Annotated in this window: 20 protein-coding genes; 9 read left to right on the top strand and 11 right to left on the bottom strand. The window is 53.8% G+C overall.

Annotated features, from left to right (window positions below):
• Positions 1–94 precede the first annotated feature (94 nt).
• Entirely contained in the window at positions 95–1,576 is a 1,482-nt protein-coding gene (locus D3A97_RS07740) for a gluconokinase (RefSeq protein WP_119077803.1), read from the bottom strand.
• A gap of 102 nt (positions 1,577–1,678) precedes the next feature.
• On the opposite strand from D3A97_RS07740, the gene D3A97_RS07735 reads away from it, so the two are divergent.
• The 4 genes from D3A97_RS07735 to D3A97_RS07720 are packed head-to-tail and all read left to right on the top strand — an operon-like array spanning position 1,679 to position 5,496.
• Positions 1,679–3,412 carry a GMC family oxidoreductase gene (locus D3A97_RS07735; protein WP_119077802.1) on the top strand — a complete coding sequence of 578 codons (1,734 nt, stop codon included), beginning with the start codon at positions 1,679–1,681 and terminating at the stop codon, positions 3,410–3,412.
• Positions 3,413–3,417: 5 nt separating this feature from the next.
• Positions 3,418–4,101: a gluconate 2-dehydrogenase subunit 3 family protein gene (locus D3A97_RS07730; RefSeq protein WP_119077801.1), complete on the top strand. Its 684-nt coding sequence runs from the start codon at positions 3,418–3,420 to the stop codon at positions 4,099–4,101.
• Between the two features lie 56 nt (positions 4,102–4,157).
• Entirely contained in the window at positions 4,158–4,823 is a 666-nt protein-coding gene (locus tag D3A97_RS07725; protein WP_157986403.1) for a hypothetical protein, read from the top strand.
• Between the two features lie 10 nt (positions 4,824–4,833).
• A complete protein-coding gene (locus D3A97_RS07720) occupies positions 4,834–5,496 on the top strand; it encodes a hypothetical protein (protein WP_119077799.1) in 663 nt (220 codons plus the stop codon).
• A 91-nt stretch (positions 5,497–5,587) separates the two neighbouring features.
• Here the strand turns inward: D3A97_RS07720 and D3A97_RS07715 are convergent, their stop codons facing one another.
• Positions 5,588–7,231, bottom strand: coding sequence for a peptide MFS transporter (locus D3A97_RS07715; RefSeq protein ID WP_119077798.1), 1,644 nt, complete (start codon positions 7,229–7,231; stop codon positions 5,588–5,590).
• Positions 7,232–7,453: 222 nt separating this feature from the next.
• Here D3A97_RS07715 and D3A97_RS07710 point away from each other — a divergent pair, with 222 nt between their 5' ends.
• Positions 7,454–8,905, top strand: a complete 1,452-nt coding sequence (locus D3A97_RS07710) for a Gfo/Idh/MocA family protein (protein WP_119077797.1) — start codon at positions 7,454–7,456, stop codon at positions 8,903–8,905.
• A gap of 77 nt (positions 8,906–8,982) precedes the next feature.
• On the opposite strand, the gene D3A97_RS07705 is transcribed toward D3A97_RS07710, so the two are convergent.
• Positions 8,983–9,423 carry a hypothetical protein gene (locus tag D3A97_RS07705; RefSeq protein WP_119077796.1) on the bottom strand — a complete coding sequence of 147 codons (441 nt, stop codon included), beginning with the start codon at positions 9,421–9,423 and terminating at the stop codon, positions 8,983–8,985.
• Positions 9,424–9,458: 35 nt separating this feature from the next.
• Positions 9,459–9,929, bottom strand: coding sequence for an META domain-containing protein (locus D3A97_RS07700; RefSeq protein WP_119077795.1), 471 nt, complete (start codon positions 9,927–9,929; stop codon positions 9,459–9,461).
• A 158-nt stretch (positions 9,930–10,087) separates the two neighbouring features.
• On the opposite strand from D3A97_RS07700, the gene D3A97_RS07695 reads away from it, so the two are divergent.
• Positions 10,088–12,229, top strand: a complete 2,142-nt coding sequence (locus D3A97_RS07695; protein ID WP_119077794.1) for a S46 family peptidase — start codon at positions 10,088–10,090, stop codon at positions 12,227–12,229.
• Positions 12,230–12,299: 70 nt separating this feature from the next.
• Here D3A97_RS07695 and D3A97_RS07690 read toward each other — a convergent pair whose 3' ends face one another.
• The 3 genes from D3A97_RS07690 to D3A97_RS07680 all read right to left on the bottom strand — a co-directional run bounded on the left by D3A97_RS07690 (position 12,300) and on the right by D3A97_RS07680 (position 16,123).
• Positions 12,300–13,607 carry a D-alanyl-D-alanine carboxypeptidase/D-alanyl-D-alanine-endopeptidase gene (locus tag D3A97_RS07690; protein WP_119077793.1) on the bottom strand — a complete coding sequence of 436 codons (1,308 nt, stop codon included), beginning with the start codon at positions 13,605–13,607 and terminating at the stop codon, positions 12,300–12,302.
• Positions 13,608–13,723: 116 nt separating this feature from the next.
• Positions 13,724–15,061, bottom strand: a complete 1,338-nt coding sequence (locus D3A97_RS07685) for a Gfo/Idh/MocA family protein (RefSeq protein ID WP_119078479.1) — start codon at positions 15,059–15,061, stop codon at positions 13,724–13,726.
• 96 nt (positions 15,062–15,157) lie between these two features.
• Positions 15,158–16,123 (bottom strand): formylglycine-generating enzyme family protein, encoded by a 966-nt coding sequence (locus D3A97_RS07680; RefSeq protein WP_119077792.1) that lies wholly within the window; start codon positions 16,121–16,123, stop codon positions 15,158–15,160.
• Positions 16,124–16,327: 204 nt separating this feature from the next.
• Here D3A97_RS07680 and D3A97_RS07675 point away from each other — a divergent pair, with 204 nt between their 5' ends.
• Positions 16,328–17,254, top strand: a complete 927-nt coding sequence (locus tag D3A97_RS07675; RefSeq protein WP_119077791.1) for a hydroxypyruvate isomerase family protein — start codon at positions 16,328–16,330, stop codon at positions 17,252–17,254.
• Between the two features lie 237 nt (positions 17,255–17,491).
• Here D3A97_RS07675 and D3A97_RS07670 read toward each other — a convergent pair whose 3' ends face one another.
• The 3 genes from D3A97_RS07670 to D3A97_RS07660 all read right to left on the bottom strand — a co-directional run bounded on the left by D3A97_RS07670 (position 17,492) and on the right by D3A97_RS07660 (position 20,208).
• Entirely contained in the window at positions 17,492–18,343 is an 852-nt protein-coding gene (locus tag D3A97_RS07670) for an alpha/beta hydrolase (RefSeq protein WP_157986402.1), read from the bottom strand.
• A 179-nt stretch (positions 18,344–18,522) separates the two neighbouring features.
• Complete coding sequence (locus tag D3A97_RS07665; protein ID WP_119077789.1) at positions 18,523–19,662, bottom strand: formimidoylglutamase; 1,140 nt, start codon at positions 19,660–19,662, stop codon at positions 18,523–18,525.
• Between the two features lie 165 nt (positions 19,663–19,827).
• Entirely contained in the window at positions 19,828–20,208 is a 381-nt protein-coding gene (locus D3A97_RS07660) for a hypothetical protein (protein ID WP_119077788.1), read from the bottom strand.
• 206 nt (positions 20,209–20,414) lie between these two features.
• Here D3A97_RS07660 and D3A97_RS07655 point away from each other — a divergent pair, with 206 nt between their 5' ends.
• Positions 20,415–21,515 (top strand): glycosyltransferase, encoded by a 1,101-nt coding sequence (locus D3A97_RS07655; protein WP_157986401.1) that lies wholly within the window; start codon positions 20,415–20,417, stop codon positions 21,513–21,515.
• 9 nt (positions 21,516–21,524) lie between these two features.
• On the opposite strand, the gene D3A97_RS07650 is transcribed toward D3A97_RS07655, so the two are convergent.
• Entirely contained in the window at positions 21,525–21,890 is a 366-nt protein-coding gene (locus D3A97_RS07650) for an arsenate reductase family protein (RefSeq protein WP_119077786.1), read from the bottom strand.
• A 58-nt stretch (positions 21,891–21,948) separates the two neighbouring features.
• Here D3A97_RS07650 and polA point away from each other — a divergent pair, with 58 nt between their 5' ends.
• Positions 21,949–24,768: a DNA polymerase I gene (gene polA, locus D3A97_RS07645; RefSeq protein ID WP_119078478.1), complete on the top strand. Its 2,820-nt coding sequence runs from the start codon at positions 21,949–21,951 to the stop codon at positions 24,766–24,768.
• Positions 24,769–24,777 lie beyond the last annotated feature (9 nt).

Raw genomic sequence — 24,777 nt, 5'->3', positions numbered from 1 at the left:
CGGATGCACGGCAGGCGTAGCGAAAGATGCCGGGCCGCCTATTACCCGGTGCCCACGGCGTTTCCATGTGGGCGAAAACAATATTCACCATTTTTCATTCCCGCAGCATAGCCATCACTTCTTTCAACTGGTGGTAAAGCAGGCCATAGGCCTTGTAGTTCCGCATGTAAACCGCATGATGGGTGCTTTCAGGCTCAAATACCCGCGCCGCAGCCATCTGGTTGAACTGCCAGGCGTCTGTTTTTTCCAGCGCATGCCAGCCCAGCATGGCGGCCCCCAGGGCCGAAGCATCTTCTTCCTGGTGCAGCAGCATGGGTTTCTGGAAAATATCTGCCAGCAATTGTATCCAGAGCGGCGATGCGGTGAAACCGCCGCTTACGGTCACCTCGCGCACTGGCTCCACTACGCTCTCCAGCGCTTCCGCCACGCTGTAGAGGCCAAAGCAGATGCCCTCTATGAGGGCGCGCTGAAAGTGCGCGGAAGTGTGTTGCTGGCGGATGCCAACATAGGCGCCGCGGGCGCCGCTGTCCCACACGGGGGCTCTTTCCCCCAGCAGGTAAGGCAGGCATAACAATCCCTCCGCGCCGGGCGGCGCGGAAAAGGCCGTTTTCAGAAAATTATTGTAGTCAGACCAGGGTAAAAAGGCTTTCGAGAACCACTGCAGCGCACCGCCGCCGTTATTGATGGCGCCGCCGCAGACATAATGCTCCGGCGTAAGCACATAAGAAAAGAGGCGGCGCTGTTCATCTTCCGCCGGTTTGGCCGTCATCATCCGGATGGCGCCGCTGGTGCCGATGGTAAGCGCCGCATGCCCCGGCTCCACGGCGCCGCTGCCCAGCTGCGCCAGGCAGCCATCGCTGCTGCCGGCCATGATGAGCGTGTCTGCCGGTATGCCCAGCGTTTCCGCCATGCCGGCGTCCATGCCAATCAGCAGGCGGGTGGTCTCTACCGGTATCGGCAACCGGTCGTCTGAAACACCGGCAGCTTCCAGTGCGCCAGGGTGCCAGTCTTGCCGGCGTATATCAAACATGCCCGTGGCGGATGCCAGGGAGTGGTCAATAATAAACTCGTGAAAACACCGGTGCAGGAACAGCTCCTTGATGCCGATGAAACAAGCCGCTCTTTCGAATATTTCCTGCTCCTCGTTGCGCAGCCACAGCAGCTTGCACAGGGGAGACATAGGGTGAATGGGCGTGCCGGTGGCCGCGTAGATCAGCGGGCCGGCCGGAGCGTTCTTTAACGCGGCGGCATAGGTTTCCGCGCGGTTGTCTGCCCAGGTCATGAGCGGCGTTAATGGCTGCCCCTGGCTGTCAACCGCCATCAGGCTGTGCATGGCGCAGCTCAGGGCAATGGCGGAAGGCGCGCCGCCCATTTCCTGCACGGTTTTCTGAATAGTGGTGATAATGGCTGCTATGACCTGCTCCGGGTCCTGCTCGCTATAACCGGGTTGCGGGTGATGTGTGGGATATGATTGCCTGTGGGCTGCGGTTACCTGGCCAACCGGCGTTACCGCCACGGTTTTGGCGCTGCCCGTGCCAATATCTACTCCGAGGATATAAGGTGAAATAGTTGTCATAGAATATATGCCGAAAGTAAAAAACACCTTTCATTTTCCGCATTTAATTTATAGATTTAAATACTTACAGGTCAAATCTTTTAATAAAAATCCACGTTTTACATGGCATTTGAGATCAAAAAGCAGGCAAAAGCATATGACGTATGCATAGTGGGATCTGGCGCCGGTGGCGGCATGGCCGCCAAAGTGCTGTCTGAGGCCGGCCTGAAGGTGGCGCTGCTGGAAGCAGGCCCCAAGTACGACCCGGCAGACCCTGCGCAACAAACACAGTTGAAGTGGCCTTACGAATCGCCGCGCAGAGGCGCCGGCACCACCCGCCCCTTTGGTGACTTTGACGCCGCCTACGGCGGATGGGAAATTAACGGTGAGCCATATACGAAAAAGAACGGTACGCAGTTCGACTGGTTCCGCTCCCGCATGGTAGGCGGCCGCACCAACCACTGGGGCCGCATTTCATTGCGCTTTGGGCCGAACGACTTCAAACACTATAGCCTGGACGGGCATGGCGATGACTGGCCGATAGGATATGACGACGTGAAACCTTTTTATGACAGGGTAGACAAAATGATCGGCGTATTCGGTTCCAAAGAAGGGATCTTCAATGAGCCGGACGGTTATTTTCTCCCGCCGCCCAAGCCCCGCCTGCATGAGCTGATGATCAAACAGGCCGGCGCCAAACTGGGCATCCCTGTTATCCCCTCCCGTCTTTCTATTCTGACCCGCACCGTAAATAAAGACCGCGGCGCCTGCTTTTTCTGCAGCCAGTGCAACCGCGGCTGCACCGTGCATGGAGACTTCTCCTCCTCCACCGTGCTCATCAAACCCGCCATGAAAAACGGTAATGTAGACCTCTACACCGGCGCCATGGTAAGGGAAGTGTTGACAGACAACACGGGAAAAGCTACCGGTGTTTCTTATGTAGACAAAAATGATCTGCAGGAATACCAGTTGACCGCGCGGGTAGTGGTACTGGCCGCCAGCGCCTGCGAATCTGCCCGGCTGCTGCTCAACTCAAAGTCTTCCGTACATAAGAACGGGTTGGCCAACTCCAGCGGAGTGGTGGGCAAATACCTGCATGACTCCACAGGCTCTTCGCGCGGGGCCTTTGTTCCCGCCCTCATGGACCGCAAGCGGTATAATGAAGACGGTGTGGGCGGCATGCACATGTATGTTCCCTGGTGGCTGGACAATAAAAAACTGGATTTTGCGCGCGGCTATCATATTGAATTTGGCGGGGGCATGCACATGCCGGCCTATGGCTTCGGTTTCGGTATTGAGAACCTGCAGGCTAAAGATCCGGCCCGTGCCGGCAAACCGGCAGGTGGCTACGGCGCTTCGCTGAAAGATGACTACCGCCGCTTTTATGGCGCTACCGTTGGTTTTGCGGGCCGCGGGGAAGCTATTGCGCGGGAAGATAATTACTGCGAAATAGACCCCAATGTGGTAGACAAATTCGGCATTCCCGTGCTCCGCTTCAACTACACCTGGAGCGAGCATGAGATCAAGCAGGCCAAACACATGCAGGATACCTTTGAACAGATCATCCACGAAATGGGCGGCATTCCGCTGGGCAACAAGCCCGGGCAGGAAAGCAACTACGGCCTGGAAACCCCCGGCCGCATTATTCACGAAGTGGGCACTACGCGCATGGGCGATGATCCCAAACGCTCCGTGGTGAACAAGTTCAACCAGGCGCATGATGTGAAGAACGTGTTTGTGGTAGATGGCGGGCCGTTTGTGTCTCAGGCAGACAAAAACCCTACCTGGACCATACTGGCGCTTTCCCTGCGCGCATCAGAATACATTGTGGACGAATTAAAAAAACAAAACCTCTGATTATCATGGATAGAAGAGAATCACTCAAAGCCCTGGTAATAGGCTCGCTTTCTTCCGGCGTAATACTGAGCGCCTGCCAATCAAAGCCCGGCGAAAAAGCCGTAGGTGCAGGCGTACTCAAAGTATACGGCCGCACGCCCGATGAAATTATGCGGGATGAGGAGCTGAACAAGGAAAAATTCTTTACAGACGCGGAAATGAAGACCATTGCCGTGCTGGCGGATATCATTATTCCGAAAGACGAGCGCTCCGGCAGCGCCAGCGATGCCAAAGTGCCTGAATTTATTGAGTTCATTGTAAAAGACATGCCCCGCTACCAGGTACCCATGCGCGGAGGGCTGCGCTGGCTGGACGTTCATTGCCTGAAAACGTACAATAAAACGTTTACGGAACTTACGTCCAAAGAGCAGCTGGCCGTGGCAGACCAGATAGCCTACCCCGGCACGGCAGCGCCGGAAATGAGCCAGGGCGTATCATTTTTCAGCACCATGCGCAACCTCACCGCCACCGGTTTTTTCACCAGTGAAGTGGGTATCAAGGACCTTGACTACCTGGGCAACAAGCCCAATGTTTGGGACGGCGTGCCGGATGATGTATTGAAAAAATACAACCTCTCCTACGATGAAAGAACGCTGGCCATCAGCATCAAACCGGATGACAGGGGCAAGGTCATGACCTGGGAAGATTAAATAGCTGTAACTTATAAGAGCAAAGGGCCGTTATACAATCATAACGGCCCTTTTTTATGCGTTTGCCAACACTCCCTATCATCCTTCACCTGTTGTTGCTGCTGCTGGCTGCCGGCAGCGTTGTTGCGCAAAAACCGCCTATTATCAACGGTATATTTCCGGAAACCAATCAGCTTAAATTTTCACTCAATACGGTGGCAGACCCTGTGAACCCCGGGTTTGAGCTGAGTTATGAAAAGCAGTACGCCGGGCGGTTTGCTACGCAGGCAGGTATAACGCTCATGTCTCTCGGGCTTAAAAAGGTTATGGACGCAGGGGATCATCCCCTCCGGTTTTCCGGCTTCAGGATCTCACTGGAAGAAAAGTTTTTTGTGCCCACCCGCACCATCAGGCGGGTCCACCCCTATTTTTCCGCGGAGCTGACACATCTTTCCGTAGAAGCGGAACTGGACCGGGGAGTAAACAAAACACCGCCCATTTACAGCTATCACCGCCGCACCTGGGCCGCCAATCTGAAGTTTGGCATGGAGATACCCATATGGACATCTTTTATACTGGACATTGCCGCCGGCATGGGGCTGAAACAGCGCATCGTGGAGAGCAACTATGTGCCGCCTATAAGGCGGGGAGGCCCGGTGCTTGGAGAATTTCTGGAATATGCCCCCTTCAACGCCACCACGTTCAATCTCCCCGGCACCATCAGAATTGGCTATATGTTTTAAATACCCGCGTATGAAACAACTGATCACACTCTCTCTGCTTATGCTCCTGGCCCTGCCGCTGGCCGCACAGAAGTTCTACGAGCATGATTACAAGAACAACATCAACCTGTCTCTCTTCTCCCTGGTATCAGACAACCCGGGCTTTGAACTGGGCTATGAGCGAAAATATGGCCGCTGGTCTACGCTGGCCACTTACACCATACTGTCAGATGCGTTGGCGCGGCCCTCATTCATTGCAGACACAGACACTACCTATTTCAAAAATTACGGCGGCTACCGGTTTTCTTTTGAGCAACGCTATTTTCTCCGCAAGCGAAAAGTGCTGATGCCGTATGCCGGTATTTTCACTTCCTGGCTAAAATCTGAATACAGCAGAAGCGAACGCTTTGGCCGCGGGGAGGGATATATAGATACGTTCAGCGTTAACAAAGCTACCTGGGTGTTGAGCCCCCGTTTCGGATTACAGTTCCACTTCAACCGGCTGCTGTTGGATGTAGGAACAGGCGTGGGTATCAAGTGGCGGCAGGTAAGCCATACCGGCCGCGAAGATCCTTCAGACAGGCCCAGTAACAGCCTTCTCTATATATTCTTCCCCCTCCCCCGTGAAACCGTGGAAGATAAAGGCCTCACTATTAGCATTCCGCTCAACGTCAGAGTGGCCTTTCAGTTCTGACAAAAAAGGCAGCGGGCCACCATGCCCGGAAAGCGAAAGCCTTTCCCTACACATGGCAGCCCGCGGTCTGCTTTATGCTCACATGATACGCTTATCCCTGCTGCGTATGCTCCCTGAATATCCGGTTCAGCCAGCGGAGCATCACAAAAATGAGGCCCGCGGCAAAGCCCAGCATGGCAAAGTTGACGAGGAAATAGTTCATCTTATTATCGTATGTATCCCACATGGCGGCCAATACGCCGGAGAGCTTGTTGCCCATGGAGGTGGCCAGGAACCAGCCGCCCATCATCAGCGAGGTAAGGCGCGGGGGACTGAGTTTTGACACCAGGGAAAGGCCCATCGGGCTCAGCAGCAGCTCGCCCAGCGTGATCACCCCGTAGCAGCCTACCAGCCACCAGAGAGATGCTTTCACCTCTCCGTTGCTGCATACATATACCGCACCCACCATCATGAAGGTAGAGAGGGAAGAAATGAGTAGCCCCCAGGCTATTTTGGTAGGGGTGGTAGGCTCTTTGCCTTTTCTGCGCAGCCATGCAAAAAATGCCACTACCAGCGGCGTGAGCACTATCACAAAGAACGGGTTTACAGACTGGAACAGCTCTGTGTTAAAAAGACTGATGCTGTCTCCTTCCGCGGGCATTTTTTCCGCCGCCACGTTCTTCAGGTACACGTTCTTGCCCAGCTCGCGCTGCGGCTGCCCGCTTTCGTTCTTTACCACCCTGAACTCATGGTCATACGCTACTACAGAATCCGTTACATTGGCAACCGTTTCTGCCAGGTAGAGGCCCTGTGCCGGCTTTTCAATAGCGGCGGGCATTTCACGGTCTGTATAATATTGCGCCCAGGTGGTGAGGGCCGTGCCGTTCTGTTTGAAAACGGCCCAGAACATAATGGACACGGCAAAAACCGCCAGCAATACCTTTACCTGGTTCTTTTCCGCACCGGCCGCCTTGCGCAGCAGGTTGGCAAAGAAATAAATAATAGGCAGGCAGGCGAAGATGAAAGCATCTGTAGAGTCCGTGCCGAAAATATTGCCCGGTATCACCCAGCCAATGTACCCTACCACCAGCACGGGGATGAACACCTGCGCAAAAATGCTTTTCAGCGGCATGTCTCCCGGCTGCTCCGGTTTCAGCACGTCTGCATGGCGGTAATGTTTGAGGCCTATAACAAAAATGATCACACCCAGGAACATGCCCACGCCTGCCGCAATAAAGGCGGCGCCCCAGTTGATGCTGTTGCGCAGGTAAGCGGCAAAAAAGGTGCAGATAAACGCGCCAATGTTGATGCCCATGTAAAAGATGTTGTAGCCCACGTCTTTACGGGCTTTATACCGCGGGTCGTTATATACATTGCCCAGCAGCGTGGAAATGTTGGGTTTGAAAAACCCGTTCCCCACGCAGATAAGGGCCAGGGAAAGGTAAAATATGGTCAGGTTCTGCACCGCCAGCCCCATATAGCCGATGCCCATCAGGATACCGCCTATGATGATGGATTTGGCGTAGCCCAGCTTGCGGTCTGCCAGCAGACCGCCTACAAAGGGGGTGAGGTATACAAAGGCGATGAAGGTGCCGAAAATGTCTACCGCCGCTTTCCGGTCCATGGCCCAGCCGCCGCTTTCGGCATCTGTAAGGTATAGTTGCAATATGGCCAGCAGCAGATAAAAGCCAAATCGCTCCCACATTTCGGAAAAGAATAAGAACGGCAACGCGGCCGGGTGTTTGCGGTCAGACATGTTGTAACTGTTTGTTTGGTGCCGCTAAAAATAACAACAAAACAGCAATGCCCCCAAATTTAATAATGGCTTAACCCGGTCAAATCCCTAACTTGTATGCCTCACCAGCAGGAGGTTCCTTTTGAGACAGGCCTAAAATCGATTTAGCACTGGCGCCGTTTATAGAGATTATTACAAACGGCAAATATTTTTCTATTATATTGAACGAAAATTTATCAAATCATGGTTCAGGAAAACAATAACAAAGGAAACCAGATTTCTCGTAGATCATTTCTAACCACAGGGGCTACTGCAGCTGCCGGTTTTATGATCGTTCCACGTCACGTTTTAGGGGGTAAGGGCCATATAGCGCCCAGCGACAAGTTAAGAGTAGCAGGTATAGGTGTTGGAGGTAAAGGGGAAAGCGATATCAGGGAGTTCGCCAAAGGCCCGGCAGATATTGTTGTATTGTGTGACGTGCACGACAGCCGTGCCGCCAATTCGGTGAAGCGATTCCCGAAAGCCAAGTTTTATAAAGACTACCGTGAAATGCTGGACAAAGAGCACAAGAACATTGACGCCGTGTCCGTATCCACACCGGACCATAACCACGCTGTACAGGCCATGGCCGCCATGCAGCTTGGCAAGCACGTATATGTTCAGAAACCGCTCACGCACGATATTTATGAAGCGCGTATGCTCACCGAAGCGGCCAAAAAATACAAGGTAGTGACCCAAATGGGCAACCAGGGCGCCTCCGGCGATGGTGTGCGCCAGCTCATGGAATGGTATAACGCCGGCCTCATCGGAGACGTTCATACCGTTTACTGCTGGACCAACCGCCCCGTTTGGCCGCAGGGTATTGCCTGGCCCGCGCAGAAAGCGGAAGTGCCAAAAGACCTTGACTGGGACCTCTGGCTGGGCACTGCTCCGCAAAAGGATTATGTAAACAAGCTGGTGCCCTTTAACTGGCGCGGCTGGTGGGATTACGGTACCGGCGCCCTGGGAGACATGGGCTGTCACATTGTAGAACCGCCGTTCCGCGTACTCGGCCTGGGCTACCCCACCTCTGCGGAATGCAGCGTGGGCAGCGTATACGTAGACGAGTTCCAGCGCGGTTATTTCCCGGATAGCTGCCCCCCCTCTTCCCACGTGATCCTGAACTTCAAGAACAAAAGCGGCGGAGACATCAAGATGCACTGGATGGACGGCGGCATTCAGCCTGCCCGCCCTGAAGAGCTGGGCCCCAACGAAAGGATGGGAGATCCCGATGGCAGCAACGGCGCGCTCTTTATAGGCTCCAAAGGCAAAATGATGTGCGGTACCTATGGCATGTACCCCCAGCTGCTGCCTACTTCCCGCACCAAGGATGCGAACGTGCCTAAAACCATTGCACGCGTGCCCGAAGGCCACTATGTACAATGGGTGAACGCATGTATTGCCGGGTATGGCAAAAAAGAGCTGAGCGCTCCGTTCGATATTGCCGGTCCGCTCACGGAAACCGTGCTCATGGGTAACCTTGCCATCCGCAGCTATGACCTGCGTACGCCCAAGGCAGATGGTAAAGGGTTCAACTATCCCGGCCGCGCCATCCAGCTGCTGTGGGACGGTGCAAATATGAAGATCACCAACTTTGACGAAGCTAACCAGTTTGTTAAACGTACCTACCGCAACGGCTGGGCGCTTGGCAAATAACGGCAGATATTTTTGGTTTAAAATGAAAGGGCTGGCCATTAATGGTCAGCCCTCTTCTATTATTAACGCTCCGCGTTCTAGCGGAACAATTCCTTGAAGTCCCGTTTAAATTCCTGCCATTCTTCATCGGCTTTTTTAAGGGATTTATCTACGCCTTCTTTCGTTTTATCCCAGGCTTCCGCCGTGCTGTTCTTTACATCGTCCAGCTTTTTAGCCAGATCATCCCGCACCTCCTGCAGGTCTTTGCGGGCCTGTTCACTCTTTTTGCTGCCGTCCTTTTTCAGCTCCTCCATTTTGTTGTCCAGCTCCTTCATTTTGGCTTCAATGCTGGCGGCCGCCTTGTCTTTCTGTTCTTTCAGGTAAGCGCCGGCCGTATCGGCTTTCATTTCCATGCCTTCCTTCACCTGGTCTACCCCTTCGGTGATCTTTTCTGTGGCGGTATCCGTAGTAGTCTGGGTGTTGCTGCCCTGGCAGGCCATCATCAAAGCGGCGCCGGCCAGGAATAAATACTTATACATAAGTTCCGGTTTTAGTAGTTAGACAATAAATATTATCAGGGCTGGGCGGCGGTAAAGGTGGCCAGTATGGAGTCTCCCTTTTGCAGGCGCAGCAGGTCCTTTTCAATGGTGTATTTGTTGGTTGCCTCCATGGCCTTGCCAAAGGCGTTTTCAATGTTCAGCCGCTCACAGGCCATCTGGGTGGATATTACATTGGTGATCTGCAGGTCCCCGCCGGGCGTGGCCAGGTATTTGCCCCCAAAACCGTTACAGCCAAGGAACCCGCTTACCTGGGAAGCGCTGTCTGTAAACTGCATATAAATTTCCCTGTCTCCGGGCGGTATTTCCATGGGGCTGGAAGGGAACTCCTTCAGTTTCCACTTGGTGCCCTCCAGTGTCCAGGCGGGCTCCGCGCTGGTTTGGGCGGCTACAGCAGCCGTATCTCCCCCGGCAGGCTTACTGGTACCCTGGCAACCCCAGGCCAGCAAAGCGGCCGCCGCCAGGGTGGTAAAAACTAATTGCTTCATAGTATTGGTTTTAAGGTGTATGAATAATTATGCAATTCTTAAGCCATTTTAACGCCATATAAAGAATAATTGTTCTGTATAGCCCCAAATTCATGGGTGGCAGGGCCGATATCAAAAAAATCGCTAGGTTTGGGCCTCTTTAAAAACCTGCTAATCATATGAAGAAAAATTTATTCCTGCTGCTGCTTTTACTGTCTGTAAAGCTGGTAAGGGCGGACGAAGGCATGTGGATGCCTTACCTGCTCGGCCAGCAAGTGTATGCAGACATGGTGAAGAAAGGGCTGAAGCTCTCCAAGGAACAGCTTTACAGCATCAACAAATCCTCCATGAAAGACGCCATCATTATTTTCGGCGGCGGCTGCACCGGGGAAATTGTGAGCAACCAGGGGCTTATTTTCACCAACCACCACTGCGGCTATGGCGCTATTGCCGCCGCCAGCAGCATGGAGCATAATTACCTCAAAGACGGGTTCTACGCCCAGAGCAGGGCGCAGGAAATACCCGCCAAAGGCCTCTCTGTACAATTCCTGGTAAGAGTGGAAGATGTGACCGAAAAGGTGGAAGCGGCGCTTAAAGACGCCACCGCTACAGACCGGAATGCCAAACTGCAGGCGGCCTCCGCGGAAATTATCAGCGCCGCTACGGCAGGCACCGGTTATGAAGCCCGTATAAACGCCATGTTCAAAGGCAACCAGTACCTCATGTTCGTGTACGAGCGGTATAAAGACATCCGCCTGGTAGGCACCCCGCCGGAAAGCGTGGGCAAGTTTGGCGGCGATACGGATAACTGGGAATGGCCCCGCCATACCGGAGACTTTTCCGTGTTCCGCGTGTACACCGGTCAGGACGGCAAACCCGCAGCATATGCGGCAGGCAACATTCCCCTCAAACCCAAATACTTCCTGCCTGTTTCCATCAAGGGGGTGAAGGAAAATGATTATGCCATGATCTTCGGTTACCCGGGTGGTACCAACCGCTACGAAACCTCTCTCGGCGTAAAGCTGAAAATTGACGTGGAAAACCCTTCCCTTGTTAACCTGCGCGACATTCGCCTCAAATACATGTTTGAGGAAATGAAAAAAGACCCCGCTGTTAAACTGCAGCTGGCGCCTTCTTACGCGGGCATTGCCAACTACTGGAAATTCTTTGACGGGGAAAGCAAACAATTGCTGAAATACCATGTGTATGAAGACAAACAGCAACAAGAGGCGGCCTTTAAAAAATGGGCAGCCGGCAAACCTGAGTTTGAGAACGTATTCCCCCAATACGAGAAGATATACAAAGCCTGGTCTCCTTACGCCAAAGTGCGCATGTACCTTATGGAAGGCGTATTAGGCTCTCCGCTGGCCGCCTTTGCTTCTTCGCTGGGCGCGCTGGAGAACGCCATCCTGAAAAAAGGCGATGTAAAAGCCGCCGCCGCCGCCGCTGATGCCGCGCGCGCCAACTTCCTGAAAGATGAGAACAAGCCCAGTGACCAGAAAATAATGGCCACCACCGCCATGATGTATTATACAGACATTCCGAAAGACCAGCACCCGGTTGCTTTCTACGAAGGTCTGAAGTCTTATGGCGACCTGCAGGACGAAAAGACCTACCGGACCTGGGCGGCCGCTGTATTTGCCAATACCATGATCTTTAATGATGCCAAATGGCAAGCCTTCATCTCCAACCCTGATGCTACAGTGCTGCAGGATGACCCGGCCTACGCCTATTCCTCCGCCTTCGTAAAGAATTATGTAGGCAAATACCTGCCGCTCTATACACAGTTTACCGCTGAGAACAACGAGCTGGGCCGCCTCTACCTGAAAGGCGAAATGCAGCGCAGCCCCAGCCAGTTCCGCTACCCGGATGCCAACTTCACCATGCGCCTTTCCTATGGCCAGGTGAAATCTTACAGTCCGCGAGATGCGGTGGCATATGACTATGTGACCACGGCCACCGGCGTGCTGGAAAAATACGTGCCGGGAGACTATGAATTTGATCTCCCCCCCGGCTATGTAGACCTTATCAAAAAGAAAGACTTCGGGCAATATGCGGACGCTAAACGGAAAGACCTGGTAGTGGGCTTCATCACCTCCAACGATATTACCGGCGGCAACTCCGGCTCTCCCGTTATCAACGGCAACGGGGAACTGATCGGGCTGGCTTTTGACGGCAACTATGAGGCATTGAGCCACAAGCTCCAGTTTGATAAGAACCTCAACCGTACCATTTGTGTAGACGTGCGTTACGTGTTATGGTGTATTGACAAGCTGGGCGGCGCCAAACATATCATTAACGAGCTGAAAATTGTGAAGTAAACATACTGCCGCTGTAAAGCAAAAGGGGCTGGACATTACACGTGTCCAGCCCCTTTTTTATTGCGTTTGATCAGCTCCCGTTTGCCACGCGCACCAGAAACTTCTCCACGGCCCTTCTTACCACCGTAGATGTTGTATCGTGATTATTGACCAGCACGCTGAAAATTAACGTTTTCCCCGAACGGGTAACCAGGTAGCCGCTCAATGCCACACAACCGCTCAGGGTGCCGGTTTTGGCGTACAGCCTGCCCGGCAGCTGCTGGTAATAGTTGCGCAGCGTACCCTTTCCGCCGGTGGGGAACAGCGGGTACAGGCGCTCCTTGGGGTACGTTTTATAGAGCTTCTGCAACACGCTCACAAAATCCTGCGGGGTAAACAGGTTGTAGCGGGAAAGCCCTGACCCGTCTACCCAGCTGGGCGCGGTTGGTAGGTCTTTGAGGCTGCTGTCCAGCATATACCGTATTACTTTCCGGGTGTCTATGGTGTCCCATTTCCGGGCGGAACACATCATCAGGATCTGTTCTGCAAAGAAATTATCGCTGCGGTGCATCATGGGTTGAAACAGCGTGTCTGCCGGAATGCTTTGCATCAGCCGGCCGGCCGTCATAGGGCCTTGCAGCAGGCCTACGGGCTTGTGCAGCGTGTCAGACAAACGCAGCAGCAACTGCTCCCGGCTGCCGGTAATGAAAGGCACCTCAAAATTGCGGGCGGTGGCATCGCTGGGCCGCATGTAGAGGGTGAAATGGTTCTCGCGCTCGTCCCGGTCTGCCAGCACTTCATCTTCAGACCTGTCTGGCAGGAACTGCAGGCTGGCGGACCTGGCAAAGTAAGCCGGTGTAATGCTGTACTCACGGCCCTTTATATCAATACGGGTAACGTTGCCATACATGGGCCATTCGTTCAGCTCAGGCTGGTAGTAGTCTGCATAATCACTCCAGGCCCAACCGGGGCCAAACCGTTTGTTCTTGATCACGGCGGGCTGGTACCATATCCGTTTGTCTGTGGCTGCCAGAAAATCCATTACGGGCTGGTGCGTGAAATCAGGGTGGAGGAAGGAAGGGTCTGCCGTTCCCTGTATATAAACCGCAGTGTCGTTCTCGGCGTACCGCATGCCGGGCAGGGAATCTCCCAACAATTGCAGGCCGGTGTAGAGGGTGAATATTTTGGTGTTGGAGGCCGGCATAAAAAACTTGTCTGCCTGGTATTGCAGCCAGTATTTGCCCGTTGCCGGGTCCAGTATACAAATGCCGGTGTGCGCATTGTGGAGGCCTTTTACGTTGAGAACGTATTGGTTGGCCCACTGGCGGATGGCCTTGGGTTGGGCGGCGGCGGCCATGCAAAGCAACAGGGCAGCCAGGGAGCATAAACATGATCTCATAGCAGAAAGATACTGTTTTTAGAGAAAAGAAGCGGGCGGCCCCGCTGCATAGTAGACATATACAAAGGGGCGCTCCGTTAGCGGAGCGCCCCTGATATGCTGCAATTATTTGCGTATTAGCTGAAATACTTGGTGATGCCGGGTTTGGCATAAGCGTAGTTGCCGTTGGCATCGGGCAGCACCGGCGGCGGTGCGTCAAATGCATATTTTGCAGGCTGCAGGTTAATGCCGGAAGCCAGTGCTTTTTCGTACCCGATAGATTGGCCGGAATAAGTGGCCATACGCCCGATGATAGCGGAAAGCGTGGCTTGCACACCGCGTTGGGCATCCTGGAACTTGAACTCGCCTTTGGCCACGGCGGCAAACAGCTCATCGTGCTCTGCCTGGTAGGGGCGGTTCTGCTGCTTTTTGTCAAATGCGTACAGGGTTTTCCCTTTATGGTCCAGGATGAGGCCCTTATCACAGATGATCCGGCCCTTGGTGCCTACGATCTCTTCGTCTACACGGCTTACGGAGTCTTTCCAGTGGCGGCACTGCGCGTTCATGGCCACGCCGTTCTGGTAGCGGTATTCTACGTAGTGGTGATCGTAGATCTCCCCGGCCTCGGGGCCGGTGCGGATAGCGCGGCCGCCCATACCAACGGCGGTAACCGGCGTTTCTCCCATGAACCAGTTGCCCACGTCAATATTGTGGATATGCTGTTCTACGATGTGGTCACCGCAAAGCCAGTTAAAGTAATACCAGTTGCGCATCTGGTACTCCATTTCGGTGTATTCGGGCTTGCGCGGGCGTACCCAGAGGGCGCCCTGGTTCCACCATACCTGTATAGAAGTGATGTCTCCGATCATGCCGCCTTTGAAGCGTTTGTACAGCTCGCGGTAAGAGGTTTGATAGTGGCGCTGCAGGCCCACCACCACGTTGAGCTTTTTAGCCTTTGCCACTTCTGCCGCGGCCAGCACTTTGGCCACCCCGGCAGGGTCTGTAGCAACCGGTTTCTCCATAAAAATGTGCTTGCCTTTGTTTACCGCTTCTTCAAAGTGAATAGGGCGGAAACCCGGAGGCGTGGCCAGGATCACCACGTCTGCCAGCGCAATGGCCTGCTTGTAGGCATCAAAACCGGTGAATTTGTTAGACTCCGGAACATTTACACGCTCCGGTTTGTCTTTCATTTCTGACGTAATGTTTTCAAAACTTTTGTCCAGGTTATCGCGGAAGGCGTCTGCCATAGCTACCAGCTGAACATTTTCTTTCGTTTTCAGTGCCTGCACCGTAGCGCCGGTCCCGCGGCCGCCGCATCCTATCACGGCTATTTTAATAACACCCGGCGCCCCGGAAAAATAATTGGCTTGAGACAAGATAGGTGCTGCCAGCAGGCCGCCCGCCAGTACGGAGGATTGTTTCACAAAGTCTCTGCGACTTTGCCCGTGGAATGATTGTGATTTTTCGTTTTCCATTGATGGGTATTTTACCGGGAGCTTGGGTTCCCTGGTGATATAATAGGTGATATAACTGAATATACTAGTAATGATCAAAACACCCGCCGGTTGCTTTTACCGGGCCCCTACAAATTTATCCACTACCTCCGCAAAAAACTGCTCCGCCTCTGCCTTGGTGGGCTGTTTTAAGGGGCGTACCAGCCGGAAACCCACAAAAGGCGCGTCTGCGTTCCACCACTTGCTTTTGGGGATCTGCGGGTCCCTGTCATTCCAGATCGGGTCAGACTCCAGGCGGGCAGCGCTGCGGGCGTCTGCCGCCGCATCTTCATAGTGGCCGCCTTTTACCGTACGGGGGGTGGTACCGGTAGGCTTGTTCCAGGGGTTGGCGGCCGCCGCACTGGCATAGGCCTTTTCATCATACTGGTCAAGCGTCCATTCCGCCACATTTCCCAGCATATCATACAAACCCCAGGCATTGGGCTTCAGCTCTCCCACTTTATGGTAAACGGCATCGCTGTTCTCCGCCGTCCAGGCATAGGCTTTCAGCTGGGCCGCATCGTTACCGAAGGGGTAAGCAGTTTTGGAGCCGGCGCGGCAGGCGTATTCCCACTCCGCTTCCGTAGGCAGGCGGTAAAAAACGCCTGTTTTGGCGTACAGCCACTTGCAATACATCAGCGCGCCGTACTGGCTCATGCTGTTGGCCGGGTAGCCGCCGCTTTTGCCCATGCCCAGTGTAAGGTCTATATACGGGGGGCTGGGCCTGGTCATGCCATCCGGCAGGGGCGCCTGGTCTTTATCCTTGTCTGCGTATAAGTCGTATTGGTCAAACGTTACTTCGTAAGCGCCCATCCAGAAGGGGTCTATCTTTACTTTCTTCTGCGGGCCTTCGTCCGCTTTGCGGCCTTTTTCGCCGGCGGGGCTGCCTAACATAAATTCCCCTCCCTGAACAGGTACCATTTTTATGGTCACATCCGTACCCTGTATCTTTTGCTCGTAGGCTTCAAAGGGTTCACTGGTCTGGGCATACACGGAGCCGGTCACAAACCCTCCGAGCAACAAAGCCACTGTTTTCTTTCTCATTGCTGATAACGTGCTGGAATATTAAAGCGTGTGAATTTATTAATTCTGGAGGTTGAAACCAACATATTTTTTATGAACGTCAAAACCCGCTTAGAAAAGTTGAAAAAAATACTAAAAAAGACTGTTTTGCGGTTTTTTTATCAAATCCGTTCGGATTTACATTGAAAAGCTATTAATTTCGGACGCTAATCATTTTTACACGCTATGGAAAGAAGAACCTTCCTTCAACAAGGCACGCTGGCGGGCATTTCGGCCCTCACCTTCGGCGCCGCGGCAACTGCCGGCGCCGCTGACACCCAACAGCCGGCCGCTGCCGGAAAACCCTTTAACCTGGACTATGCGCCTCACGCCGGCATGTTTAAGAACAGCGGCGGGGAGGACTTTCTTGACCAGATCCGTTTTATGCATGACCAGGGCTTCCGTTCCATAGAAGACAACGGCATGCTCAAGCGTGACAAGGCCCTGCAAAACAAGATAGGCGACCTCCTGGCCAGGCTGAACATGCGCATGGGCGTATTTGTGATAGACGGGGGAGACAACTGGAAGGTATCACTCACCACCGGCAAGCAGGAGTTCCTGGACGTTTTTCTCAAAACCTGCGAGGCGTCTGTAGAGCTGGCCAAACGCGTAAATGCCAAATGGGCCACCGTAGTGCCCGGCTATTTTGAGCGCAAGCTGCCTATTGGCGTGCAAACCGGCCACGTGATAGACGCACTGCGCCGCGGTTCCGAGATCCTGGAGAAGGGCGGCCTCACTATGGTGCTGGAGCCCCTGAGCGACAACCCGGACCTGTTCATGCGCACGTCTGACCAGACCTATATGCTCTGCCGCGCGGTAAACAGCCCCTCCTGCAAAATACTGTACGATATTTACCACATGCAGCGCAACGAAGGCCAACTGATAGCCAACATAGACCTTTGCTGGAGCGAAATTGCCTACATACAGATCGGCGATAACCCCGGCCGAAAAGAGCCCGGTACCGGCGAGATCAATTACCGCAATGTGTTCAAACACCTGTACAACAAAGGTTACAAGGGCGTAATGGGCATGGAGCACGGCAATGCCAAACCCGGCAAGGAAGGGGAACAGGCATTGATACAGGCTTACCGCGACGCTGATAATTTCCGCTGATAACAGCACATATGAAAAAATTGTTTTTGCTGCTGCTTGCCTGCAACAGCATCACCTTTGCCTGAATAAAGGGGCCGTCTCAAAAGTAATTTTTACCTGATCTTATTCGGGTACCTGATGGAGAGATTTTTCGTTTACGTGATTCTCGGGGCCATCAAATTACTTTTGAGACGGCCCCTTTTCGTTTATGCCTGCGAGGGCATGCACCGCGGCAAAGCGGCCTGCCTTCTCGTTCCTTTATTTCTTGTCCAGCACGCTCTTGATCCACTCCACGCTCAATGCGGGCCAGCTGTTCAGTACAGGGTCTTTTGGCGCCATGCCAAAGCCGTGCCCGCCGTGGTCATATATATGCATGGTAGCCGGTATTTTATGTTTGCGGAGCGCATTAAAGAACACCAGGCTGTTCTCCACCGGCACCCCTTTATCGTCAGAAGAATGGACCAGCATGGTAGGCGGCGTGGCGGCGGAAACACGTTTGTCTGTAGAGAGCGAGTCTTTCATTTCCGCGGTTGCATCCGGCCCCAGCAGGTTCACGGTGCTGCCGTTGTGCCGGAAGCTCTCGCTCATGCTGATAACAGGGTATACCAGTATGGCAAAGGCCGGGCGGCTGCTCCATTTTTCAGGCCCGCTGCCGTTGGGCTTGGCGGGAATGTGCATGGTGGCCAGGGTGGAGGCCAGGTGGCCGCCTGCCGAAAAGCCCAGCACGCCTATCTTTTCAGGATCTATTTGCCAGGCGGCGGCTTTGGACTTCACCAGGCGCATGGCATTGGTTACGTCATTGTACTGCGCCGGGTAACGGGAGCCGCTCTGGGTAACGTCGTTGAGGCGGTAATGGAGCACTATGGCGTCAAAGCCCTGCTCCGTGTAAAAAGCCGCCACGGCCGTACCTTCATGGTCAACGGCCAGGTGGGTGTACCCGCCGCCGGGGCATATCAGTATGGCCATCCCGTTCTTTTTGTCCGCCCGCGCCTTGTAGTGGTCAATGTGCGGAACGTCATTCACCTTGCGGCCACCGGCAATTTTCAACTGCGGCTGGCCCGGGTAAAGATCTATCCTTTCCTGTGCTGTGGCGTGTAATGAACTGATCATAAGTAATGCGGCAACAACGCTGTTTTTCATTTAATTCGTTTTTTTCGTGGTCTGCTAATGATAGGTAGCCCGGCGCCTGGTCCTGCCGCCGCGCGTATCGTTGATATTGTGTTGCACAATAAACGCTTTTTCGCCGGTTTTTTCAATCCCCCGTATCCCTTTCGAAGCAAACACGCCCCCTACAGCCGCTCCTGGCTCCGCAGCCACCTTTCGGGGACCTCGTTGTTGCTGGCCAGCAGGTAGTCGCTGTAGGCGCAGGGTACAAAAGACTTGTCTGGCAGCTGCATCCACCAGCGGCCGGTCTTTTTGCTTTTCAGGAATACCGTGTCTATATCTGTGAAAGCGATATGAAATTCGAGGAACGCCTCGCGGTCTGCCAATTGCGCCTCCTTGTTCTTGACGGAGCGGCCGTCCATAAAGTACCAGAGCATCTGGGCAATCTGTTTGGCCGTGAGGTCGTCTTTATCTTTGTCAGGGTTATAGCCGTAAATGCCATAGGTGCTCAGCTGTGCGCTCATGCCCGCGTAACGGGAAAGGGCGCAGGCCTCTTCCCCGCTGAAGCCGTTGGGAGAAAGGGAGCTGGCGGGCGCGTCCGTATGTTTGATCATGTTGATGTCTACGCTGAAGAGGTCCGTATTCCGCAGCACCGGCTCTATCTCTTCCAGGTTCTCCCGCACCTTGCCCAGGCGGAAGCAGTCAAACCGCAGCTTGTCAAGCGTTTCCAGCATGCGCGGCTGTACAAAGTAGCTCTGGAAACCGATATGGTTATAGTGGCGGATATAGTTGGGCTGCTCCATGAACATGCTGAACAGGAAGTTCTGCGAACGCACCGGGGAGGTTTCCTGCAGGTCTATGAGGGCATCCGCCACCGTTACTTCGATAATGTATTTTTTCATGGCGTATGCCTGGTACTGGGCATACGTGAGGTCGTGCGAGCCGCCGAGTATGATCACTGTTTTGCCCGCGTCTACCAACTCTGTTACCACGCTTTTGAGGGCGGCGTAGGCATCTGCGAGGGAGCGGCCCCCGAGTACGTTACCGGCATCGGCCAGGCGCACGTCCTGGTGCCAGTGGAAGAGGCGGTAAAATTCCCGGCGCACCACGTCAGGCGTATCTGTTCTCCCGTTGGGCAGGCCAGTGCCGCGGGTTTCACCGGCTCCCAGCAATACAATATCCGCCGCGTCCAGGTCGGGTATATGATCTTCTTCGTAAAGGTCTATGGAACTGCCTATCTGCAGCGGCTCGTAGGGTTCGTCTTCATTCAGCAGTGTTTTGGAAACAGGAGCCAGAAAGTCCTGCAGATGCGAAAAGTCGATCATCACAACGGATTTTGTTTGCCCGCAAACCTACAACAGATTTTATAAAATAAAATACCTGGACGGTACAAGACCGCCTGAATTTTTTCAACAACAACTTGGATGAGAAATGTGCAGTAAGGATCAGGGTAGGATATGAACTACCGGAATGACGCTACAATAATGACATCAGTTTTTGTGGACGATGAACTCAAATGCCTTTGGCTCTTTACGGAAGAACGCACGTTCCAGCACACGGCGCTTGCTGCTTACGCGGTGTTTGTTGCAGTCCGCTACCTCGGTGGCGGTGGCCAGATAATCCATGGTCTCAACCAGCGACAACATATCGCTGATCTGCTTCACTTCATACTGGATTTCCTGCTCGTTGTAACGGTCTTCGTGTAACAAGATGAGTAAATCCCTCTCTACAGGCTTCATGCTAATTACGTTTGATTGTTTTCTCTTTTTGTTGACATCAATTTCAATAACGTGTTCTTTCTTCACAAGGCGGTTCAAGGTATAGTGCGATAAAATTAATGTTTCATCCTCCCCGTTTTCATGGTCGGGCATCCACAATCATTTTTCTTTAATACGCTGCAGCCCTGCCACGCTAAACTTACCATAACTAAGAAAATAAAAAACCACTTGTACTTTTTCATTGATGCATATTATAAAATCTTCTTCTAATTGCAGCCTGAACGTTGTGAGAAGTTTACTGTTTCTTAACAATGGTCATTTCTAAATTAAGCTATTTTCGCAAAAAAAAATCTAAATATTTGTCCACATACGCCCAGGTGCCAAAAAAAGTGCTCATTGTACCCCTGGATTGGGGATTAGGCCACGCCACGCGCGACATTCCGCTGATACACGAACTATTAAACGCTGGTTGTGAAATAGTTATTGCGGCGGAGGGCAAACATGCGGCCTTGCTGGCGGCGGAGTTCCCCCGGATCACCATGCTGCCGCTGCCCGGTTACCACATCCGGTACTCGCAAAAGGGCTTTTTCTTTGGCCTTAAAATTATCAGGCAGATCCCCAAAATATGGCGTGCCGTGCGGTTTGAGCAGGCCTGGCTGCGCAAAACGGTGGCGGAGCTGGGTATTCATGCCGTTATTTCAGACAACCGCTTCGGCCTCTACCATCCTGATATTCCCTGTGTGTTCATTTCCCACCAGCTGCTCATCAAAACGCCCTTTGGCGGTGTTACGGAACGGCTGCTGCAAAAAATAAACTACCGTTTCATTCAACGTTATACGGCCTGCTGGGTGCCGGATTTTGCCGGGGAGCCCAACCTCAGCGGCGTGCTGGCCCACCCGCCGCAGCTGCCGGCACACACCACTTACCTGGGTTGCCTTTCCCGTTTTGAGCCTATGCCCGGCGTGGAAAAGAAATATGACCTGCTGGCCCTCATTTCAGGCCCTGAACCGCAGCGCAGCAACCTGGAAGCCCTTGTGCTGAGCCAGCTGCGGCAAATGCCCGGCATCAGGGCCCTGATCGTAAGCGGCCGGCCCGATGAGGCCGCCCGGCAGGATGTGGCGCCCGGCATCACGCAGGTGAGCCACCTCAATGCGCGAGACCTCAATGAGGCCATGCTGGCCGCTGACATGGTGCTCTGCCGCTCCGGCTATACCACCCTCATGGACCTCGCCAAGCTCAATAAAAAAGCCATCCTGGTGCCCACTCCCGGCCAGTCTGAACAGGAATACCTGGGCAAATACCTCATGCAGAAAGGATATTTCTACAGCCTGCCGCAACACCAGTTCTCCCTGAAGAAAGCCCTGGAGGCCGTCAAAACATTCCCCTTCGCTGCTTTTCAGCACGGGCAGGATATGACCGCGTACAAAACAGTGGTGCGCGCGTTCGTGAAAACACTTTAGAATATTTTGTTATTTAGAATTGGTTAACAAAAACTGCTTCAGGGCGGCCACCGTCTTTTTTTCATTCCCTACAAAGATCCTGTTGCCGGCAATGGTGACCGGGCGTTTCAGAAAAGTGTATTCTTCCAGTATCAGCTTCCGGTAGTCTTCTTCCGTCAGCTGTTTATCTGCCAGGCCCATGGGGCGGAATTTCATGGAGCGGCGGCTGAAAAGCGCCTCGTAGCTGCCGGCCAGCTTGCGCATCTGGTCCAGCTGCGCGGGGGTGATCTTTTGTGTTTTGATGCATTGCAGTTCAAAGCCCTTGGCCGTTATGCCGGTTTCTTCCAGTATCCGGGCGCAGGTATCGCATGTGGATAAATGATACGTCTTGTTCATCCCGTAAAATTATGAAACATCAATGTTCCATCTGGCCATTTTGTTTACTTTTACCGCCATGAGCAAGAAACTCTTTTTACTAGACGCCATGGCGCTCATCTACCGCGCCTACTATGCATTGATCAGGAACCCGAGGCTCACCAGCAAGGGGCGCAACACCAACGCCCAGTTCGGTTTTACCACCACCCTGCTGGACCTGCTGAATAAAGAGAAACCTTCCCACATAGCCGTGGCCTTCGATACGCATGCGCCTACAGAACGGCATACGGATTTTGAAGATTATAAAGCCAACCGCGAAGACGCGCCGGAAGATCTCCTGGCCGCCCTGCCGGACATCAAGCGCATCATTGCGGGTTTCAACATCCCGGTGCTGGAGCTGGACGGTTATGAGGCGGATGACATCATCGGCACGGTAGCCTGGCAGGCCGCCGCGCAGGGCTACACCGTGTACATGGTAACGCCAGACAAGGATTACGGCCAGCTGGTGAAAGACAATGTGTTCATCTGGAAACCGCCCGCCCTCGGCAACAAGGAAGAGATCATGGGCCCGAAGGAAGTATGTGAACGCTGGCAGATAAAGGACGTACACCAGGTGATAGATATCCTGGGCCTCATGGGAGACTCGGTAGACAATATTCCCGGCATACCCGGCGTGGGCGAAAAAACGGCCATGAAGCTGCTGGCGGAATGGGGCTCGCTGGAGAACATACTGGCCAACGCAGACAAGATCAGCGGTAAAATGGGAGAAAAAATAAGGGCCGGCGCGGAAAGCGCCATCCTCTCCAAAAAGCTGGCCACCATCATCACCAATGTGCCTGTCAGTTTTCACGAAGAAGATTTCTGCTGCACGGAGATCAACAAAGAGCAGCTGTCAGAGATCTTTACAGAACTGGAGTTCAAGACCCTGGGCAAACGCATACTGGGAGATACCTTCAGCGCCATCAGCGGAGAAGCAACGCCCGGCAGGCCCGTGCAGCAAGACCTGTTCGGCAACGCCTTGGCCACGCCCGCGGAAAACCTGGCGCAGCAGGCGGAAGCCATTGAAAGCACCGGCCTGGTGGCAGACAAGAACATCGAGAACACACCGCATACCTATTACCTGGCCAATACGCCGGAAGAGCACGCCGCCGTGGTAGCCACGCTGATGGCCGTGCCCGAGATCAGCTTTGACACGGAAACCACCGGTACGGATGCCAACGCGGCAGACATTGTGGGCATGAGCTTTTCCATACAGCCCGGCGAAGGCTGGTACATTCCCATGCCCGCGGACCGCGCCGGCGCACAGGAAATACTGGAACGCTTCCGGCCCGTGTTTGAACGGGAAGACGCCCTGTTCATTGGCCAGAACGCCAAATACGATCTTATTGTACTGAAATGGTACGGCATTGAAGTGAAGGGCACCATCTTTGACACCATGCTGGCCCATTATCTCATAGAGCCGGAAGGCCGCCGCAGCATGGACCTGCTGAGCGCACAGTACCTGCAGTACGCCCCCGTTCCCATAGAAACACTTATTGGCAAAAAAGGTAAAACACAGGGCAACATGCGGGACGTGGAGCTGGAAAAGATCAAGGAATACGCCGCGGAAGATGCGGACATTACCCTACAGCTCAAAAGCCAATTTGTGCCGCTGGTAACCGAGCGCAAAGTGGAAGATGTGCTCTACCGCATAGAGAACCCGCTGGTAAAAGTGCTGACGGATATGGAATACGAAGGCATTGCCATTGACACGCAGGCGCTGGCAGACTATTCCCGCTCCCTGGAGTCAGAGATCAAAGTAGCGGAAGAAAGCGTGTACCAGCAGGCCGGCGTGCGTTTCAACCTGGCCTCCCCCAAACAGCTGGGCGAGGTGCTGTTCGAAAAGCTGCAGCTGGACCCCAAGGCCAAAAAGACCCGCACAGGGCAGTACGCCACGGGAGAAGACGTGTTGGCCAAACTGTCCTCCAAACACCCCATTGTGGAAAATATTCTCGTTTTCCGCGAGCTGAGCAAACTGAAATCTACCTACGTAGACGCGTTGCCGTTAATGATCAACCCGCGCACCAGCCGGGTGCATACCTCCTACAACCAGGCGGTGGCCGTTACCGGGCGCCTCAGCTCCAACAATCCCAACCTGCAGAACATTCCCATCCGCACCGAGAGAGGCCGGGAGGTACGCAAGGCTTTTGTTCCGCGCAATGAGGAATATACCCTGCTCTCCGCGGACTATTCGCAGATAGAGCTGCGCATCATTGCCGCCATCAGTGAAGATGCAAATATGTCAGACGCGTTCAGGAGCGGGCTGGACATTCACACTGCCACTGCGGCAAAGGTCTACGGAGTTGACCTTTCGGATGTCACCCCTGAAATGCGCCGCAATGCCAAAAGCGTGAACTTCGGTATCATTTACGGCCAGAGCGCCTTTGGCCTCAGCGAAAACCTGGGCATTTCGCGCACAGAGGCCAAGGGCCTGATCGATAACTATTTTGCGCAATACCCCGGCATTAAGGCCTACATGGAAAACCAGGTGAAGTTTGCCCGGGAAAAAGGTTACGTGCAAACCATGATGGGCCGCAAACGCTGGCTGAAAGACATTACCTCGTCTAACGCCGTGGTGCGTGGTTTTGCGGAACGCAACGCCATCAACATGCCCATCCAGGGCACGGCGGCAGACCTCATCAAACTGGCCATGATCTCCCTGCACAAAACCTTCCGGGAACATAATTTCCGCTCCCGCATGCTGCTGCAGGTGCATGACGAATTGGTGTTTGACGCCCACGTAGACGAGGTGGAGATCATCAAGCCCCTTATTCTCGAAGGCATGCGCAACGCCATGCCCCTGGGAGTGCCTGTGGAGGCCGAATTGGGTACTGGTAAAAACTGGCTGGAAGCGCACTGACCCGGCGCT

Source organism: Chitinophaga alhagiae (genome assembly GCF_003568665.1).
Taxonomy (GTDB): domain Bacteria; phylum Bacteroidota; class Bacteroidia; order Chitinophagales; family Chitinophagaceae; genus Chitinophaga; species Chitinophaga alhagiae.
Note: the sequence above shows the minus strand (reverse complement) of the source record. Positions and strands in the feature narration are given on the sequence as shown.

Coding starts and splice junctions, on each gene's coding strand:
- D3A97_RS07665 (WP_119077789.1), bottom strand. CDS start 19,662: ATGATCGACTTTTCGCATCTGCAGGACTTTCTGGCTCCTGTTTCCAAA.
- D3A97_RS07690 (WP_119077793.1), bottom strand. CDS start 13,607: ATGAGATCATGTTTATGCTCCCTGGCTGCCCTGTTGCTTTGCATGGCC.
- D3A97_RS07660 (WP_119077788.1), bottom strand. CDS start 20,208: ATGCCCGACCATGAAAACGGGGAGGATGAAACATTAATTTTATCGCAC.
- D3A97_RS07715 (WP_119077798.1), bottom strand. CDS start 7,231: ATGTCTGACCGCAAACACCCGGCCGCGTTGCCGTTCTTATTCTTTTCC.
- D3A97_RS07680 (WP_119077792.1), bottom strand. CDS start 16,123: ATGAGAAAGAAAACAGTGGCTTTGTTGCTCGGAGGGTTTGTGACCGGC.
- D3A97_RS07700 (WP_119077795.1), bottom strand. CDS start 9,929: ATGAAGCAATTAGTTTTTACCACCCTGGCGGCGGCCGCTTTGCTGGCC.
- D3A97_RS07705 (WP_119077796.1), bottom strand. CDS start 9,423: ATGTATAAGTATTTATTCCTGGCCGGCGCCGCTTTGATGATGGCCTGC.
- D3A97_RS07675 (WP_119077791.1), top strand. CDS start 16,328: ATGGAAAGAAGAACCTTCCTTCAACAAGGCACGCTGGCGGGCATTTCG.
- D3A97_RS07735 (WP_119077802.1), top strand. CDS start 1,679: ATGGCATTTGAGATCAAAAAGCAGGCAAAAGCATATGACGTATGCATA.
- D3A97_RS07650 (WP_119077786.1), bottom strand. CDS start 21,890: ATGAACAAGACGTATCATTTATCCACATGCGATACCTGCGCCCGGATA.
- D3A97_RS07695 (WP_119077794.1), top strand. CDS start 10,088: ATGAAGAAAAATTTATTCCTGCTGCTGCTTTTACTGTCTGTAAAGCTG.
- D3A97_RS07670 (WP_157986402.1), bottom strand. CDS start 18,343: ATGATCAGTTCATTACACGCCACAGCACAGGAAAGGATAGATCTTTAC.
- polA (WP_119078478.1), top strand. CDS start 21,949: ATGAGCAAGAAACTCTTTTTACTAGACGCCATGGCGCTCATCTACCGC.
- D3A97_RS07685 (WP_119078479.1), bottom strand. CDS start 15,061: ATGGAAAACGAAAAATCACAATCATTCCACGGGCAAAGTCGCAGAGAC.
- D3A97_RS07710 (WP_119077797.1), top strand. CDS start 7,454: ATGGTTCAGGAAAACAATAACAAAGGAAACCAGATTTCTCGTAGATCA.
- D3A97_RS07720 (WP_119077799.1), top strand. CDS start 4,834: ATGAAACAACTGATCACACTCTCTCTGCTTATGCTCCTGGCCCTGCCG.
- D3A97_RS07730 (WP_119077801.1), top strand. CDS start 3,418: ATGGATAGAAGAGAATCACTCAAAGCCCTGGTAATAGGCTCGCTTTCT.
- D3A97_RS07725 (WP_157986403.1), top strand. CDS start 4,158: ATGCGTTTGCCAACACTCCCTATCATCCTTCACCTGTTGTTGCTGCTG.
- D3A97_RS07740 (WP_119077803.1), bottom strand. CDS start 1,576: ATGACAACTATTTCACCTTATATCCTCGGAGTAGATATTGGCACGGGC.